The 16,267-nt window shown below is 69.2% G+C and carries 10 protein-coding genes; 3 read left to right on the forward strand and 7 right to left on the reverse strand.

Annotated features, from left to right (window positions below):
* Positions 1 to 6: 6 nt before the first annotated feature.
* From Bequi_RS01250 to Bequi_RS01270, 5 genes are all read right to left on the reverse strand, one after another.
* Positions 7 to 1,986 carry a dipeptide ABC transporter ATP-binding protein gene (locus Bequi_RS01250; RefSeq protein ID WP_249736188.1) on the reverse strand — a complete coding sequence of 660 codons (1,980 nt, stop codon included), beginning with the start codon at positions 1,984 to 1,986 and terminating at the stop codon, positions 7 to 9.
* Positions 1,983 to 2,945: an ABC transporter permease gene (locus Bequi_RS01255; protein WP_249736189.1), complete on the reverse strand. Its 963-nt coding sequence runs from the start codon at positions 2,943 to 2,945 to the stop codon at positions 1,983 to 1,985. The genes Bequi_RS01250 and Bequi_RS01255 overlap by 4 nt, the downstream gene beginning before the upstream one ends.
* A complete protein-coding gene (locus Bequi_RS01260; RefSeq protein ID WP_249736747.1) occupies positions 2,935 to 3,864 on the reverse strand; it encodes an ABC transporter permease in 930 nt (309 codons plus the stop codon). The genes Bequi_RS01255 and Bequi_RS01260 overlap by 11 nt, the downstream gene beginning before the upstream one ends.
* 184 nt (positions 3,865 to 4,048) lie before the next feature.
* Entirely contained in the window at positions 4,049 to 5,704 is a 1,656-nt protein-coding gene (locus Bequi_RS01265) for a peptide ABC transporter substrate-binding protein (protein ID WP_249736190.1), read from the reverse strand.
* A 64-nt stretch (positions 5,705 to 5,768) separates the two neighbouring features.
* Complete coding sequence (locus Bequi_RS01270; RefSeq protein ID WP_249736191.1) at positions 5,769 to 7,412, reverse strand: peptide ABC transporter substrate-binding protein; 1,644 nt, start codon at positions 7,410 to 7,412, stop codon at positions 5,769 to 5,771.
* Between the two features lie 187 nt (positions 7,413 to 7,599).
* Here Bequi_RS01270 and pgi point away from each other — a divergent pair, with 187 nt between their 5' ends.
* Positions 7,600 to 9,294 carry a glucose-6-phosphate isomerase gene (gene pgi, locus Bequi_RS01275; RefSeq protein WP_249736192.1) on the forward strand — a complete coding sequence of 565 codons (1,695 nt, stop codon included), beginning with the start codon at positions 7,600 to 7,602 and terminating at the stop codon, positions 9,292 to 9,294.
* A 244-nt stretch (positions 9,295 to 9,538) separates the two neighbouring features.
* On the opposite strand, the gene Bequi_RS01280 is transcribed toward pgi, so the two are convergent.
* Positions 9,539 to 11,095 carry an amino acid permease gene (locus tag Bequi_RS01280; RefSeq protein ID WP_249736193.1) on the reverse strand — a complete coding sequence of 519 codons (1,557 nt, stop codon included), beginning with the start codon at positions 11,093 to 11,095 and terminating at the stop codon, positions 9,539 to 9,541.
* A gap of 234 nt (positions 11,096 to 11,329) precedes the next feature.
* The gene (locus Bequi_RS01285) at positions 11,330 to 12,886 is read right to left on the reverse strand and encodes an amino acid permease (RefSeq protein WP_249736194.1); all 1,557 of its coding nucleotides are present in this window, start codon (positions 12,884 to 12,886) and stop codon (positions 11,330 to 11,332) included.
* A gap of 607 nt (positions 12,887 to 13,493) precedes the next feature.
* Between Bequi_RS01285 and Bequi_RS01290 the strand changes: the two genes are divergently transcribed.
* Both Bequi_RS01290 and Bequi_RS01295 read left to right on the forward strand, forming a co-directional pair.
* The gene (locus Bequi_RS01290; RefSeq protein WP_249736195.1) at positions 13,494 to 15,089 is read left to right on the forward strand and encodes a flotillin family protein; all 1,596 of its coding nucleotides are present in this window, start codon (positions 13,494 to 13,496) and stop codon (positions 15,087 to 15,089) included.
* 130 nt (positions 15,090 to 15,219) lie between these two features.
* Positions 15,220 to 16,248, forward strand: coding sequence for a 6-phosphofructokinase (locus Bequi_RS01295; RefSeq protein WP_249736196.1), 1,029 nt, complete (start codon positions 15,220 to 15,222; stop codon positions 16,246 to 16,248).
* Positions 16,249 to 16,267 lie beyond the last annotated feature (19 nt).

Consider the following 16,267-nt stretch of genomic DNA (forward strand, 5'->3'; position numbering starts at 1 on the left):
GAGGAATCAGACGTGCCCGGCGGCCGTGAAGGGGTCCTCCGGCTCGGCGCCGAGGGGGCTGCGGGCGCCGTCCTGCTCGGCCTTCAGCAGCTTCTCCTCGTCCACCACGGGAGCCTCGACGTCGATGGTCTCGGATCCGGCCAGCGGGATCGAGCCGCCCGGGATCGCTGCCAGCAGACGCTTCGTGTACTCCTCGCGCGGGGCGTGGAAGACGTCATCGGTCAGGCCCTGCTCGACGACGCGCCCCTTCTCCATCACGATCGTCTCGTCGGCGATCTGGCGCACGACGGCGAGGTCGTGCGTGATGAAGAGGTAGGAGAGCCCGAGCTCGGACTGCAGGTCGTTGAGCAGGTTGAGCACCTGGTCCTGGACCAGCACGTCGAGCGCGGAGACCGCCTCGTCGCACACCACGATCTCGGGGTCGAGCGCCAGGGCGCGCGCGATCGCGATGCGCTGGCGCTGCCCGCCGGAGAGCTCATTGGGGTAGCGGCGCATCATGGCGGCCGGGAGCGCGACCTTGTCGAGCAGGTCGCGCACCTTCGCCTCGCGGCTCTTCGCGTCTCCGATGCCGTGCAGGCGCAGGGGCTCCTCGATCGTGCGGTAGATCGAGTACATCGGATCGAGCGTGCCGTAGGGGTTCTGGAAGATGGGCTGCACGCGGCGGCGCAGGTCCATCAGCTCCTTGCCCGCGATGTCCTTGATGTCCCTGCCGTCGATGACGACGCTGCCCGAGGTGGGCTCCAGCAGCTTGAGGACCATCTGGGCGACCGTCGACTTGCCGGAGCCCGACTCCCCCACGATCGCCATCGTGGTCCCGCGGCGCAGGTCGAAGGAGACGTCGTCCACCGCGGTGAACGGGGTCCGCTGCCACGGCGTGGTGCCGCGGATCATGAACTGCTTGGTGAGGTTGCGGACGCTGATGATCGCGTCCGACGGGGCATCTGCTGCGGGGCTCCCGGCTGCGTGGGCGCCCGCTGCGCGAGCGCCTGCACCGTGCGCCCCGGGAGTGTGGGTCGCGGGAGCGTGCGTCGCGGGAGCGGCCGACGGCTCCCCTGCGGACACGGCCGCGGCCGTACCGCCGTTCGCACGCTCCTTCGCGGAGACCAGGCGCCGCGAGGCCAGCGAGGGCGCCGCCGCGATGAGCCGCTGCGTGTAGGGGTGGCGCGGGTTCTGGAGGATCTCGATCGCAGGACCGGACTCGACGACCTGGCCCTTGTACATCACCACGAGGTGCTGGGCGCGCTCGGCGGCGAGGCCCAGATCGTGGGTGATGAGCAGCACCGAGGTGCCGAGCTCGGTGGTCAGCGAGTCCAGGTGGTCCAGGATCTGCTGCTGCACCGTGACGTCGAGCGCCGAGGTCGGCTCGTCGGCGATCAGCAGCGAGGGACGCGCCGCGAGACCCATGGCGATGAGCGCGCGCTGGCGCATGCCGCCGGAGTACTCGTGCGGGAACTGGTGGGAGCGGCGCTCCGCATCCGGGAGCCCGGCCTCCTCGAGCAGCTGGACGGCGCGCTTGTGGTTGCCGCCCTCGGTCTTCACGTGGTTCGCGGCGAGCGTCTCGGAGAGCTGCGCGCCGACGCGCCACAGGGGATTGAGGTTGCTCATCGGATCCTGCGGGACCAGGCCGATCTCGCTGCCGCGCAGCGCACGGATCTCGCCGAGGGGCACCTCGGTGATGTCCTTGCCGGCGAAGCGGATCGAACCGCCGGTGACCTTGCCGTTCCCCGGCAGGAGGCGGGCGATGCTCATCGCGGTGGTGGACTTCCCGGATCCCGATTCGCCGACGATCGCGACGGTCTCACCGGGGTAGACCTCGAGGCTCGCGCCGCGCACGGCGTGGACCGGCCCGTTGGAGGTCGAGAAGGTGATGTCGAGATCGCGGATCTCCAGCAGCGGGGCCGCTCCGGATCCGCTCTGCGCGGTGCCGCCAGGGCCCGCCGGGTGCTGCGGGGCGGCTGCGTTCTGCGGGGTGGCTGCCGAGCTCATCGCTTCCTCGCCTTCGGGTCCAGGGCGTCGCGCACGGCGTCGCCGAGCATGATGAAGCTCAGCACGCACAGGGCGAGCGCCGCCGACGGGTAGAACAGCATCATCGGGTTGGTGCGCAGGGCGTCGCGGGCGTCGGAGATGTCCCCGCCCCAGGAGACCCCGCCGGTGCCGAGGCCGAGGAACGACAGGGTCGCCTCGGCCACGATGAACACGCCGAGGTTCACGGTCGCAGTCACGATCACCGGGGCGATCGCGTTCGGCAGCACGTGCCGCACGAGGTTCACGAAGCGGCCTGCGCCGAGCGCGGTGGAGGCGGTGATGAAGTCCTGGCTCTTCACCGCGATCACGGAGCCGCGGGTGATGCGGGCGATGTTCGTCCAGCCGAAGATCGCGAGGATCAGGGCGACGGTGACGATCCCCGGGCGCTGGAGAGCGTTGAACGCGACGATCGCGCCGAGCACGAGCGGGAGGGCGAAGAAGATCTCCGTGATGCGGGAGAGGACCTCGTCCACCCAGCCGCCGAGGTATCCGGCGAGCGCGCCGAGGACCACGCCGATGGCCGTGGAGACGATCATCGCGATGAAGCCGACGCTCAGCGAGGTGCGGGTGCCGTAGACGATGCGCGCCCACACGTCGTAGCCCTGGCGCGTGGTGCCCAGCAGATGGCCTTCGCCGGGCCGCTGGTTGCTGATCGCGAGATTGCCCTTGGTGGGGTCCAGGCTGGTGAACAGTCCCGGCACCGCCGCGACGATCAGCAGCAGGATGATCAGGGCTGCGGAGATCAGGAAGATCGGGTTGCGCACCAGGTTGTGCCAGGCTTCGCCCCACATCGAGCGGGGTGCGGCGGTGGTGTCCACGGCGTCGACGGCGCGCAGAGGGGTCTCCTCCAGCGGTGCCACGAAGTGGTCCTGGTTCGCGCGCAGTCGGCGCGGGGCGGGAGCGGCGGCGTCACTTCGCATAGCGGATCCTCGGGTCGAGTGCGGCGTAGAGGAGGTCGACGACCAGGTTCGCGACCAGGAAGATCATCACCATGATCGTCACGATCGCGACGATCATGGGGCTCTCCGACTTCTGGATCGCGTCGTAGAGCAGCGAGCCGATGCCCCGGATGTTGAAGATGTTCTCCGTCACGATGGCGCCCCCCATGAGGGCGCCGAGGTCGGCGCCGATGTACGTGACGACGGGGATCAGGGAGTTGCGCAGGATGTGCTTCATCGTGACCCCGCCGCGGGAGAGTCCCTTGGCGGTCGCGGTGCGCACGTGGTCGGCAGTGGCGACCTCGGCGACGGACGTGCGCGTCAGGCGCAGCACGTAGGCGAAGGACACGATGCCGAGCACGAATCCGGGCAGCAGCAGGTTGAACCAGGAGGGGTCGCGACCCACGTTCACGGGGAAGATCTGGAACTTCACGCCGAGGAAGAACTGGGCGACGAAGCCGATCACGAACGTCGGCACCGCGATCACGATCAGCGAGACCAGCAGCAGCCCGGTGTCGTAGATCGAGCCCTTCTTGAGCCCCGCGAGCACGCCGGCGGTGATGCCGAGGACCGTCTCGACGATGACCGCGATGATCGCGAGCTTGATGGTCACGGGGAACGCGGCGAGGATCTGGTCCACGATGGGGCGGCCGTTGAAGCCGACGCCGAGGTTTCCGGTGACCACGTTGCCGATGAAGATCAGCCATTGGACCAGGACGGGCTTGTCCAGGTTGTACTGCGCGCGCAGCTGCTCCTGCACCGCTGGCGAGAGCGGCTTGTCTCCCATGATGGCCTGGATCGGGTCTCCGCCCGCGTAGAAGGCCAGCAGGTAGATGAGGAGAGTCGCGCCGAGGAAGACGGGGATCATCTGCAGCAGGCGCCGCCCGATGTACCAGATCACTTCGGACACCTCAGGTTCTTCGGTGGATGGGGGTGGACGTCATCGTCCGCTGTGCGGTCGCGTCGGAGGACGACCCTACACGGGGAGGACCGCGAGACGGCGGCCGGCTGCCGCCGGCCGCCGTCCGCGCTGGCGCGCGGGAGCTGGGATCAGGCCAGGCCTGTCAGCTCTCGCGCACCGGTGATCACTTGGTGATCGCGTAGTACAGCGGGACGGTGTCCCAGCCGAACTCGACGTCGGACACCAGATCCGAGTAGCCGCCGATGGAGTTCTGGTACCACAGCGGGATCGCGGGAAGGTCGGCCATGAGGACCGCCTCGGCCGCCTTGTACTTCTCGATGGCAGCATCCTGATCCGGAGCCGACTGGCCCTCGGCGAGCAGCGCGTCGAACTCGGGGTTCTTGTAGTCGCCGTCGTTGGAGCCGTTGCCGTCGGCCGCGGCCGTGGAGTACAGCGGTGCCAGGAAGTTGTAGGCCGAGGGGTAGTCGGCCTGCCAGCCCGAACGGAACGCGCCCTTCAGCTGCCGACCCGTGATCTGCTCGCGGAACGCGCCGAACGCCGGGAAGGGCTGCGGGGTCGCAGTGATCCCGAGGACGTTCGCCAGGCTGTTGCAGACCGCCTCGACCCAGTCCTTGTGGGGGCCATCAGCGTTGTAGCTGAGGGTGAACTCGCCGGAGAACGGGGCGATCGCCTCGGCCTGCGCCCACAGCTCCTTGGCCTTCGCCTCGTCGAACTGGAGCACCTCCCCGCCGGGGATGTCGGTGGCGCCGCCGCCGGGGATCACGGGAGCGACGAAGTCGGTCGCAGGCGTGCGGGTGCCGAAGAAGAGCTGATCGCAGATCTCCTTGCGGTTGATCGCGCGGGAGAGCGCCTGGCGACGCAGCTTGCCGGCCTCGCCCGAGAAGTTCGGATCGCTCTGGGGGATCGTGAACGACTGGAAGACGGCGCCGGGAGCGTTGACCGCGCGCTCGCCCAGCTCGTCCTCGAAGGTCTGCAGCGAGGAGCCGGGGATCGCGTCGATGACGTCGACGCTGCCCGAGAGCAGGTCGTTGTACATCGTGTCGTTGTCCGCGTAGATCGTGAACGTCAGGCCGGAGTTCTTCGCGGCGCGGGGGCCCGCGTACTCCTCGTTGGGCACGAGGACGATCTCGGAGTCGTGGGTCCAGCTCTCGAGCGTGTAGGGGCCGTTGCCCACGGGCGACTCGCCGAAGGTCTCGATATCGCCGATCGCGGACTCGGGCAGCGGCGAGTAGGCCGAGTAGCCCAGGCGCTGCGGGAAGTCGGACTGCGCGGAGACGAGCTTCACGGTGAAGGTGGAGTCGTCCACGACCGTCAGGCCCGAGAGGGTCTGGTCGGCCGTGGCGGTCTTGGCCGAGACCACGTCGAAGCCCTCGATGGGCTCGAAGAAGCTCTGGCCCTTCTGGGCGTTGGCGGTGTTGGCGCCGAAGTTCCACGCGTCCACGAAGGACTTCGCGGTCACCGGGGTGCCGTCGGAGAACTTCTGGTCAGCCTTGAGCTTCACGGTCCAGGTCTGCTTGTCCTCGGACTCGATGGACTCGGCGACGTCGTTCTCGACCTTGCCGTCGGCCGTGTAGTACACCAGGCCCGCGAAGATCGCGTTGATGATGCGGCCGCCGCCCACCTCGGAGGTGTGGGTCGGGATGAGCGGGTTCTCCGGCTCGGTCGTGTTGGCGAAGACCGCCTCGCCGCTGCCGCCGGCGGAGCCGCCGCCGTCGGAGGAGCCGCCGGAGCCGGAGTCCGTGCCGCAGGCGGCGAGCGCCACGGCGCTGGTGCCCGCGAGAGCGGTGGTGAACATGAGGGAACGGCGCGAGATGGCCATGGATTCTCCTACTGGTTGGGTTGCGGGAATGCATGCGGACCGGAGCCCGCGGGGAGAGGGCTGGTCAGCCCTTCACGATATCGGGGAACAGCAGGCCGCCGTTCCAGGAGAACTTCACGTCGGAGACGGCCTCGCTGTGGCCGCCCATCGTGTTCTGGTACCACAGCGGCACCGACGGCAGGTTCTCCATCAGCACGGCCTGGGCGTCCTTCCACTTCGCGAGCGCCTCGGCCGGATCGGTGGCCTGCTGCCCCTCCGCGAGCAGTCGGTCGAACTCCTCGTTCTTGAACTGGCCGTCGTTGCTTCCGTTGCCGTCGGCCGACGCGCTCGCGTACAGCGGGAAGAGGAAGTTGAACACCGAGGGGTAGTCCGCGACCCACGAGGAGCGGAACGGGCCGGTGATCTCCCGCGCCGCGATCTGCTCCTTGTACGCTCCGAACGCCGGGTACGGGGTGGGAACTGCCGTGACCCCGATGGAGTTCGTGACGGAGTTGCAGACCGCCTCGACCCAATCCTTGTTCGGGCCGTCGGCGTTGTAGCTGAGGGTGAGCTCGCCCTGGAAGGGGCTGATCGCCTCGGCCTGTTCCCAGAGGCTCTTCGCCTCGGCGGCGTCGAACTGCAGCACCTCGCTGCCGGGGATGTCGGTCGCTCCGCCGCCCTCGATGGAGGTGGAGGTGAAGTCCGTGGCCGGCACGCGCGTTCCGAAGAAGATGGCCTCGCAGATCTGCGCGCGATCGATCGCGCGGGAGAAGGCCTTGCGGCGCAGCGCGCCCGCCTCCCCCTGGAAGTTCGGGTCGTACTGGGGGATCGTGATGAACTGCAGGATCGCGGCGGGCTGGTTGATCGCGCGCTCCCCCAGCTCGTCCTCGAAGGTCGACAGCGCCGACGACGGGATCCCGCCGATGACGTCGAGCGAGCCGGAGGCGAGATCGTTGTAGGCGGTCTCCTCGTCGGCGTAGACGACGAAGGTGATGCCGGCGTTCTTCGCGGGGCGCGGGCCGGTGTACTCGGGGTTCGGCACGCAGACGATCTCGGAGTCGTGGGTCCAGCTCTCCACCTTGTAGGGACCGTTGGAGACGGGAAGCTCGCCGAAGGCCTCGATGTCCTCGAATGCGCTCTCGGGCAGAGGCGCGAAGGCCCAGTAGCCCAGCCGCGAGGGGAAGTCGGACTGCGGGGAGTTCAGGCGCACGGTGAAGGTGTGATCGTCCACGACTGCGAGGCCCGACATCGTCTCGGCGGTCGGCTCCTTGGCCGAGACATCGGCGAAGCCCTCGATCGGCTCGAAGAAGGACTGCGCGCGCTGCGCGTTCGTGGTGAGGGCGCCGAAGTTCCACGCATCCACGAAGGACTTGGCGGTCACGGGGGTGCCGTCGGAGAACTTCCAGCCCTCCTCGAGCGTGATCGTCCAGTTCTGGGCGTCCTCTGACTCGATCGACTTCGCGACCTCGTTCTCGCTCGAGCCGTCGGCCGCATAGGCCAGCAGGCAGGAGAAGCAGGCGTTGAGGACGTCGCCGCCGCCGAGCTCCGAGGTGTTCGTCGGGATGAGCGGGTTCTCGGGCTCGGTGTTGTTGACGAACACGACCGCATCGCCGGAGCTGCTCGCTCCCCCGCCGGAGCCGGAGCCTCCGCTCCCGCAGGCGGCCAGGGCGAGGGCCGAGGCGCCGGCTGCGCCGGATCCGAGGATGAGTGAACGGCGGCGGATCTGCATGGTCGCTCCAATGCGTGGGGGGGGGCAGGGTGCACCCATAGTGCCCTAGAGCGACCTGGATCACGTCGAGGCGGGCGACCTTGTGACCATTCTGTGACCCCGCCTTGACAGGCGGGGCCGACTCCTGAAGCAGGCAACTTCCGGAGCAGTCCTGTCGATCGTCAGCCGCACGCGCCACAATGGCCCTATGAGCAACGACACCGCAGCAGCAGACCCGATCGACCCCACCACGACCGACGCCTGGGAGCGCCTCATGGAGCATGACGAGGCCCTCGAGGGCTCCCTCCGCGAGTGGTTCGCCACGGATCCGGAGCGCGCGGCCCGCTTCACGCACGACGCGGCCGATCTCCACGTGGACCTGTCCAAGAACCTCATCACCCAGCCCACCGTCGATCTGCTCCTGGAGCTCGCCGCGCAGACGAACGTCCTCGAGCGCCGCGATGCGATGTTCGCGGGCGCCCACATCAACACCACCGAGGACCGCGCCGTCCTGCACACCGCGCTGCGCCGCCCGGCCGGGGCCTCCCCCGCCCTCGTGGTCGACGGGCAGAACGTCGATGAGGACGTCCACGAGGTGCTGGGGCGGGTCTACGCCTTCGCCGACGCGGTGCGCTCGGGCGAGTGGACGGGCGTCACGGGCAAGAAGATCGAGACGGTCGTGAACATCGGGATCGGCGGCAGCGACCTCGGCCCCGTCATGGTCTACGAGGCGCTGAAGCCCCTGGCCGATGCCGGCATCGAGGCGCGCTTCATCTCCAACATCGATCCGACCGACGCCTACGAGACCACCGCCGATCTCGATCCTGAGACCACCCTGGTCATCGTGGCCTCCAAGACCTTCACCACGCTGGAGACCATCACCAACGCGCGCCTCGTGCGCGAGTGGCTGCTGAGCGCGCTGCGCGAGAGCGCGGGCCTCACCTCCGAGCAGGAGAAGGAGGCCGTGGCCAAGCACTTCGTCGCCGTCTCGACCGCTCTGGACAAGGTCGAGGAGTTCGGCATCGATCCCCAGAACGCCTTCGGCTTCTGGAACTGGGTGGGCGGCCGCTACTCCGTGGACTCCGCGATCGGCACCGTGCTCGCGGTGGCGCTGGGGCCCTCTGTCTTCGAGGAGCTGCTGGCCGGCTTCAACGCGATGGACGAGCACTTCCGCACGGCTCCGGCCGAGGAGAACGTGCCGCTGCTGATGGGCCTGATCAACGTCTGGAACGTGAACTTCCTGGAGGCGGAGACCCACGCGGTGCTCCCCTACTCGCAGTATCTGCACCGCTTCCCCGCCTACCTCCAGCAGCTCACCATGGAGTCGAACGGCAAGTCGGTGCGCTGGGACGGATCGACCGTGGTCTCCGAGACCGGGGAGATCTTCTGGGGCGAGCCGGGCACGAACGGCCAGCACGCGTTCTACCAGCTGATCCACCAGGGCACCCGCATCATCCCCGCCGACTTCATCGCGTTCGCGACGCCCGAGCGCCCCCTGAAGGACGGCGAGCAGGACGTCCACGAGCTGTTCCTCGCGAACTTCTTCGCGCAGTCCAAGGCGCTGGCCTTCGGCAAGACCGAGGAGGAGGTGCGCGCCGAGGGCACCGAGGGCGAGCTCGTCGCGGCGCGCATGTTCTCGGGCGACCGCCCCTCCACCTCGATCATGGCGCCCGCGCTCACGCCGAGCGTGCTGGGCCAGCTGATCGCTCTGTACGAGCACATCACCTTCGTCCAGGGCGCGGTGTGGGGCATCAACTCCTTCGACCAGTGGGGCGTGGAGCTCGGCAAGCAGCTCGCGAACCAGCTCGCTCCCGCGGTCGCGGGCGACGAGAGCGCGATCGAGGCGCAGGACTCCTCGACGGCGGGCCTGATCCGCTACTACCGGGAGCACCGCCAGGGCTGAGCGCCGGCAGCACGCAGCAGCGCGCCGTCCCTCCTGCTGGAGGGGCGGCGCGCTGCCGTGGTGCGGGGCGAGGCGGGGCGGCGCGCCGCTGCGGGGCGGGCGCGGAGCGGGGGCGAGCTGGACTCCACCGCGCTTCGCCGAGATCCACGTGAGGACCCGAGACGCGGCCGTCTCGGGTCCTCAGGTGACTCTCGGCGCAGGATCGCGGGATCGCGGGATCGACGGCGCGGGCGCCAGCGCGCTCTCAGTCCTCCGCCTGCACCGCCTCGCGGATCGCGCGGTCCTCGCGCTCCGCCTCCTCGCGGTAGAGCTCATCGCGCTGCAGCTCCGGGTGGGTGCGCTTCACCAGGAACCAGCCGATGACCAGCAGGATCGCGAAGACCGGGATCGAGCCCAGCGTGGCGAGGCCCATCGGGAAGGTCGATCCGTCCTCCAGGGTGAGGGAGTTGAAGCCGATGAGCACGAGGATCCCGGCGAGCGCCGCGATGCAGATCCAGCTCGCGACCGCCCCGCCGGGCATCGGCAGCTCGGAGGCGCCCTTCCCGTGGCGCCGGCGCAGGCCGATCTGCGCGAGGAAGATCGCGGCCCAGGTGCCGATCACGCCGATCGCCGCGGTCTCGAGCGCGAGATCGAAGGCGAGCGACCCCTTGCCCTGACCGCCCGTGGCGAGGAGGGCGACCACCAGGCCCACGGCGTAGAAGACCGCGATCGCGAAGATCGAGGCGTAGGGGACGTGGCGCGCGTTCATCTTCGTCAGCCAGGCGGGGGCATGGCCGTGCGAGGCCATCGTGCGGAAGATGCGGCCGATGGAGTACAGGCCGGAGTTCGTGGAGGAGATCGCGGCGGTGGTGACCACGAGGGTCATCGCGGTGCTCACCCAGCCCAGCCCCATCTTCTCGAAGACGGTGACGAACGGGGACACGCCCGCGACGTACTGGTCCGAGGGCAGCAGGAGCGCCAGCAGGGTCACGGAGCCGATGTAGAACACGACGATGCGGAAGACGACCGTGCGGATCGCCTTGGGGACCTCGGTGCGCGCGTCCTTCATCTCGCCCGCGGTGATGCCGACGATCTCGATCGCGTTGAACGCGAACACCACACCGGAGAGCACGAGGATCATCGGAGCGATGCCGTGCGGGAAGAACGAGCCGTTCACCGCGGTCAGGTTGTGCACTCCTGCGGTGCCGGCGTCGCCGATCTGTGCGCCGATGACCACGAGCACGGTGCCGACCAGCAGGAACAGCACGATCGCGGCGACCTTGATGACCGAGGCCCAGAATTCGAGCTCGCCGAACATCTTCACGGAGATCAGGTTCGCGCCGACGAGCAGCACGAGCGCGATCATCGCGGAGATGAACCAGTGCACTCCGGGCAGCAGGTTCTGGATGTAGAGGCCGATCGCGATCAGCTCCGCCACGCCCGTGAGGCCCCAGTTGATGAGGTAGGCCCAGCCTGCGATGAACGCGCCCTTGGCTCCGTAGAACTCTCCCGCGTAGGAGACGAAGGAGCCGGAGGTGCGGCGGTACATGATGAGCTCGCCGATGGCGCGCATGAGGAAGAACGCGAGCAGTCCGGCGATCGCGTACGAGCCGATGAGCGCCGGGCCTGTCGTGACGAGCCGGCTGCCGGTGCCCATGAACAGGCCCACGCCGATGGCGCCGCCGATCGCGATCATCGTGACGTGGCGGTGGGTGAGGGTGCGGGCGTATCCCTCGGAGGAGATCTCGACCCCGTCGGCCCCCGTCCCGCCTGATGGCTCTGCGGATGAGGTGGGTCCGGTGGTGCTGTGCGCAGTGGACATGGCGGCGTTCTCCTTCGAGTCGGCTGATCCTGGAATCTCGGCGACCGTGGAATGCGCACGTTCGAGCACTGGTCTTCGTGCCGAGCCGCCTGGAACCTTACTCCCGCCCGCCGCCGCGCCCCCGACGAGGGAGCCTCGAGGCCGTCTGGAATACCGGAAGGGCCCGGACCGCTGCTGCGGTCCGAGCCCTTCTGGGATGATTCTCCGCCGCGGCGCGCAGCCGGGCGGGAGAGGTCACTGCGCGGCGGAGTCCGCCGCGGCGCGCACAGCGGCGTCCTCGACGCGCGCGGCGCGCAGGTAGTGCTCGCGCTCCTGAAGCTCGGGGTGGGTGCGCTTCACGAAGATCCAGCCGATCACCATGAGGATGGCGAACACCGGGATGGAGGAGAGGATCCACAGACCGAACGGGACGGTCTCTCCGGCAGCGTTCGTCGCCGTGGAGAAGCCGATCAGCACCACGATGCCGATCGTCGCGAGGATGCACAGCCAGGCAGCGACGGTGCCGCCCGGCATGGGCAGCTCGGAAGCGTCCTTGCCCTTCGTGCGACGCAGCACGATGACGCAGCCGAAGATGATCACCCACGAGCTCAGCACGCCCACAGCGGCCGTCTCCATCGCGAGGTCGAAGGCGAGGGAGCCCTTGCCGTGGCCGCCCGTGGCGAGGAACGCCACGATCAGGCCCACCAGGTAGAACGTCGACACCGCCAGCAGCGATGCGTACGGCACGTGGCGGGCGTTCATGCGGGTGAGCCACTGAGGGGCGTGGCCGTTCTCGGCCATCGTGCGGAAGATGCGGCCGATCGAGTAGAGGCCGGAGTTCGTGGAGGAGAACGCGGCGGTCGCGACGACGATCGTCATCGCGGTGCCCATCCAGCCGATGCCGAGCTTCTCGAACACGGTCACGAACGGCGAGACGCCGTTCTCATAGGCATCCGAGGGCAGCAGCAGGGCGAGCAGCAGGACCGAGCCGACATAGAACACGACGATGCGGACCACGACGGTGCGGATCGCCTTGGGGACCTCGGTGCGGGCGTCCTTCATCTCACCGGCGGTGATGCCGATGATCTCGATGCCGTTGTACGCGAAGACCACGCCCGAGAGGACGAAGATCATCGGCGCGACGCCGTGCGGGAAGAACGAGTCGTTCACCGCGGTGAAGTTGTGGAATCCGGCCTCGTAGATGCCGATCTTCGCGCTGAACAGGACCAGCAGGGTGCCGATCACGAGGAACGCGACGATGGCCGTGACCTTGATGATCGAGGCCCAGAACTCGAGCTCGCCGAACACGCGCACGGAGATGAGGTTCGCGGCGACCAGCAGCACGAGCGCGATGAGCGCGGAGATGAACCAGCTGAGGTTCGGCAGCAGGTTCTGGATGTAGAGGCCGATGGCGATCAGCTCGGCGATGCCGGTGAGGCCCCAGTTGATGAAGTACGACCAGCCGGCGATGAACGCGCCCTTGGCGCCGAACAGCTCGCCGGCGTAGGAGACGAACGAGCCGGAGGAGCGGCGGTACATGATCAGCTCGCCGATGGCGCGCATGAGGAAGAAGGCGAGGATGCCGCCGATGATGTAGGAGAGGATCAGGGCCGGGCCGACGGTGACGAGTCGGCCGCCCGCGCCCATGAACAGGCCCACGCCGATCGCGCCGCCGATGGCGATCATCGTGACCTGGCGGTGGCCGAGGGACTTGGCGTAGCCCTCGTGGGAGATCTCGTGGCCGTCTGCTCCGACGGTGACGGTGCGCTCTGCGGCGGGCTGATGCCCTGCAGGCGGAGGAGTGCTGCTCATCGTGTCCCCTTCAGCGGGGTCGTGAAGCTCCAGAGGCGGGCTGGGCCGGCCTGGGGTCCTGGTGCGCTTCGAACGGGTAGGGATGTGCACCGCCCGGAGGCGGCGCGGCGTTCTGCATCCCGGCTCCGGGCGGCTCCCTGCTGCTGCGGGGTGCCCTCCGTCACCGATCGACGCTGGAAATTACCCCGTGTTCACCAGCCCGTCATGCCGCGCCCGGGATCGCGGATCAGGCGCGTCCGCGCACGCAGAGAACGCCGAGACGCGTACACCCGTGACACAAAAAGGGTCTACCCGCAGAACTGCCGCTTTCGTGAATGATTGTTCAACAATCCTTCCCGTGCGTCCCGTATGCGGGACGCCGCGCGTGAGGAGCGCCACCGCGTCTTCAGTTTTCAGGGCGGATTCCGGCGCGTCCCGGATGTGATCCGCACCGCGCCCTCGCCTCACAGCCCGGATCGCAGGGCGCTCCTTCCCCCCTGCCGGGCGGCGCCCCGCTCTGCCCCGCCGGCCCGTCCCCTTCTCCACAATCCCCCGCGCAGCACCGGGAGTCGTGAGAGGCTGAGAGCCACCTCACCGCCGGCTGAAGCCACGAACCGGAAGGGCCCTGATGGACCCCGCACTCCTCATACCGCTGATCATCGTCGGCGCGATCCTCGTGCTGGTCGCGATCGTGCTGTTCGTGATCGTCCGCAGCTATCGCATCGCCGCGCCGAACGAGGCGCTCATCATCACCGGGCGCAACGCCGCCCGCTCAGCCGCCGACGTCGACCTCGAGTCCGGCGGTGCGCGCGTGGTCATCGGCTCGCGCGCGATCGTGCGCCCGTTCTTCGACCGCGCCTTCGTGCTGAGCCTCAGCTCCCGCCAGATCCAGGTCGAGATCGACGGCTACTCCAAGAACGGCATCCAGCTGCGCCTGCGCGGCGTCGCGCAGGTGAAGGTCGGCGGCACCGTCGAGGACGTCCGCCGCGCCTCCCAGCGCTTCCTGGACCAGCAGAAGAACATCGACCACTACAGCCAGGAGATCCTCTCGGGAACCCTGCGCGCGGTGGTCGGCACGCTGACGGTCGAGCAGATCATCCAGGATCGCGCCTCCTTCGCCGCTCAGGTGCAGGAGGAGGCCGCGCACTCGATGAACAACCAGGGCCTGGTCATCGACACCTTCCAGATCAGCGCCGTCGAGGACGACGGCTCCTACCTGCGCGACTGGGGACGCCCGGAGGCAGCTCTGGTCGCCAAGCGCGCGGCGATCGCCGAGTCCGATGCGAACCGCGAGGCCACCCAGGCCCGCAACATCAACCTCCAGCGCGAGGCCGAGTCCAAGCAGGAGCTCGATCTGCGCCAGGCCGAGATCAAGGAGCAGACCGACGCCCGCCAGGCCGTCGCGGACGCCGCCGGGCCGCTCTCGCGCGCGAACCAGCAGCAGAGGGTGATCGAGGCCGAGGAGGCCATCGCGATCCGCAACAACGATCTGCGCGAGAAGCAGCTGATCGCCGAGGTGCACAAGCCCGCCGAGGCCAAGCGCTACGCCGAGCAGCAGGATGCGGATTCGAAGAAGTACGCGCGCATCGCCGAGTCCGAGGCGCAGCTGACCGACGAGCGCAACCGCGCCGAGGCCCGTAAGGTCTCCTCCGAGGCGGAGGCGTTCTCCATCGAGGCCCGCGGCCGCGCCGAGGCCGAGGTCGAGCTGCAGCGCCGCTCGAAGGACGCCGAGGCCGTGCGCCTGGAGGGTCAGGCGCAGGCCGACTCGCAGCGTGCCCGCGGCGAGGCCGAGGGCGCGTCTATCCGCGCCAAGGGTGACGCCGAGGCGGAGACCACGCGCGCGAAGGCCGAGGCGTACAAGCAGTTCAACGAGGCCGCTGTGCTCTCCCAGGTCCTCGAGGTGCTCCCGAAGGTGGCCGGAGAGCTCGCCTCCCCGTACTCGAACATCGAGAGCCTCTCCGTCATCTCCTCCGACGGCGAAGCGAAGATCGGGCAGAACATCTCCGTGGGCCTCGCGCAGGTGCTCGAGATGGTGCGCTCCACCACGGGCATCGACTTCCAGGAGACGCTGCAGGCGGCCGCCGCGGGCGGGCGCCGCGTGAGCGCCGAGGCCGGTGCCGCGCAGTCGGCGCCCGGCTCGGTCGCAGCGCCCGCCGCGAGCACGAGCACCCCTGCCGAGCAGGGCGGCGCTGCAGGCTCAGGGCAGGACGAGTCGCGCGCATGACCGGCAGATGAGCATCGGGTGAGCAGACGGCGAGGGGCCGGGCAGGCGCGACGAAAGTCCCCACCCGGCCCCTCGCTCTCTGCCTAAGGTGAGGATCAGCCCCTGACCGACGACGAGAGCGCGTGACCTCATGAAGATCGGCATTCTGACCTCCGGCGGCGACTGCCCGGGCCTCAACGCGGTGATCCGCGGGGCCGTGCTCACCGGCGACCGGCACTTCGAGGACGAGTTCGTGGGCTACCGCGACGGCTGGCGAGGCGTGATCGAGAACGATCTGGTGCCGATCCCCCGTCGCCGTGTGCGCGGCATCGGCCGCCAGGGCGGGACGATCCTCGGCACCTCCCGTGCGAACCCCTTCCACGACGGGCAGGACGGCGCCGCGATCGTGCGCCGCGCCATGGAGGCCGAAGAGGTCGACGCGCTCATCGCCATCGGCGGCGATGGCACCCTCTACACGGCGAACCGGCTGTTCGAGGCGGGGATCCCGGTGGTCGGCGTGCCCAAGACCGTCGACAACGACCTGGATGCCACCGACTACACCTTCGGCTTCCACACGGCCGTGGAGATCGCGACGGAGTCCCTGGACCGGCTGCGCATGACCGGTGACTCGCACCACCGGTGCATGGTGGCCGAGGTGATGGGTCGGTCGGTCGGCTGGATCGCGCTGCACTCGGGCATGGCCGCCGGTGCGCACGTCATCTGCATCCCCGAGTTCCCGCTCTCCCTGGACGAGATCTGCGCGCACGTGCAGAGCGCCTGGGACCGGCGCCGGGCGCCGCTCGTGGTGGTCGCCGAGGGCTTCCAGCCCCGCGACGCCCCCGCCGGCCTCATGGACTACGAGCTGGACGAGTTCGGCCGGCCGCGCTTCGGCGGGATCGCGCAGGCTCTCGCCCCGCTCATCGAGCAGCGCCTCGGCATCGAGTCGCGCGCGACGGTGCTCGGCCACATCCAGCGCGGCGGCGAGCCCACCGCGTACGACCGGGTGCTCGCCACGCGCTTCGGCATGGCGGTGATGGACCTCGTCCACAGCCGCCGCTACGGACGCATGGTCTCGCTGCGCGGCACCGACATCGTGGACGTCCCGCTCACCGAGGCGATCGACAACCCCAAGGCAGTTCCGGCCAGCCGCTGGGACGAGGCGCGCGCCCTGTTCGGCTGATCCGCTCGCGGCGGCCGGG

The sequence above is a fragment of the Brachybacterium equifaecis genome, assembly GCF_023509525.1.
Classification (GTDB): Bacteria; Actinomycetota; Actinomycetes; order Actinomycetales; family Dermabacteraceae; genus Brachybacterium; species Brachybacterium equifaecis.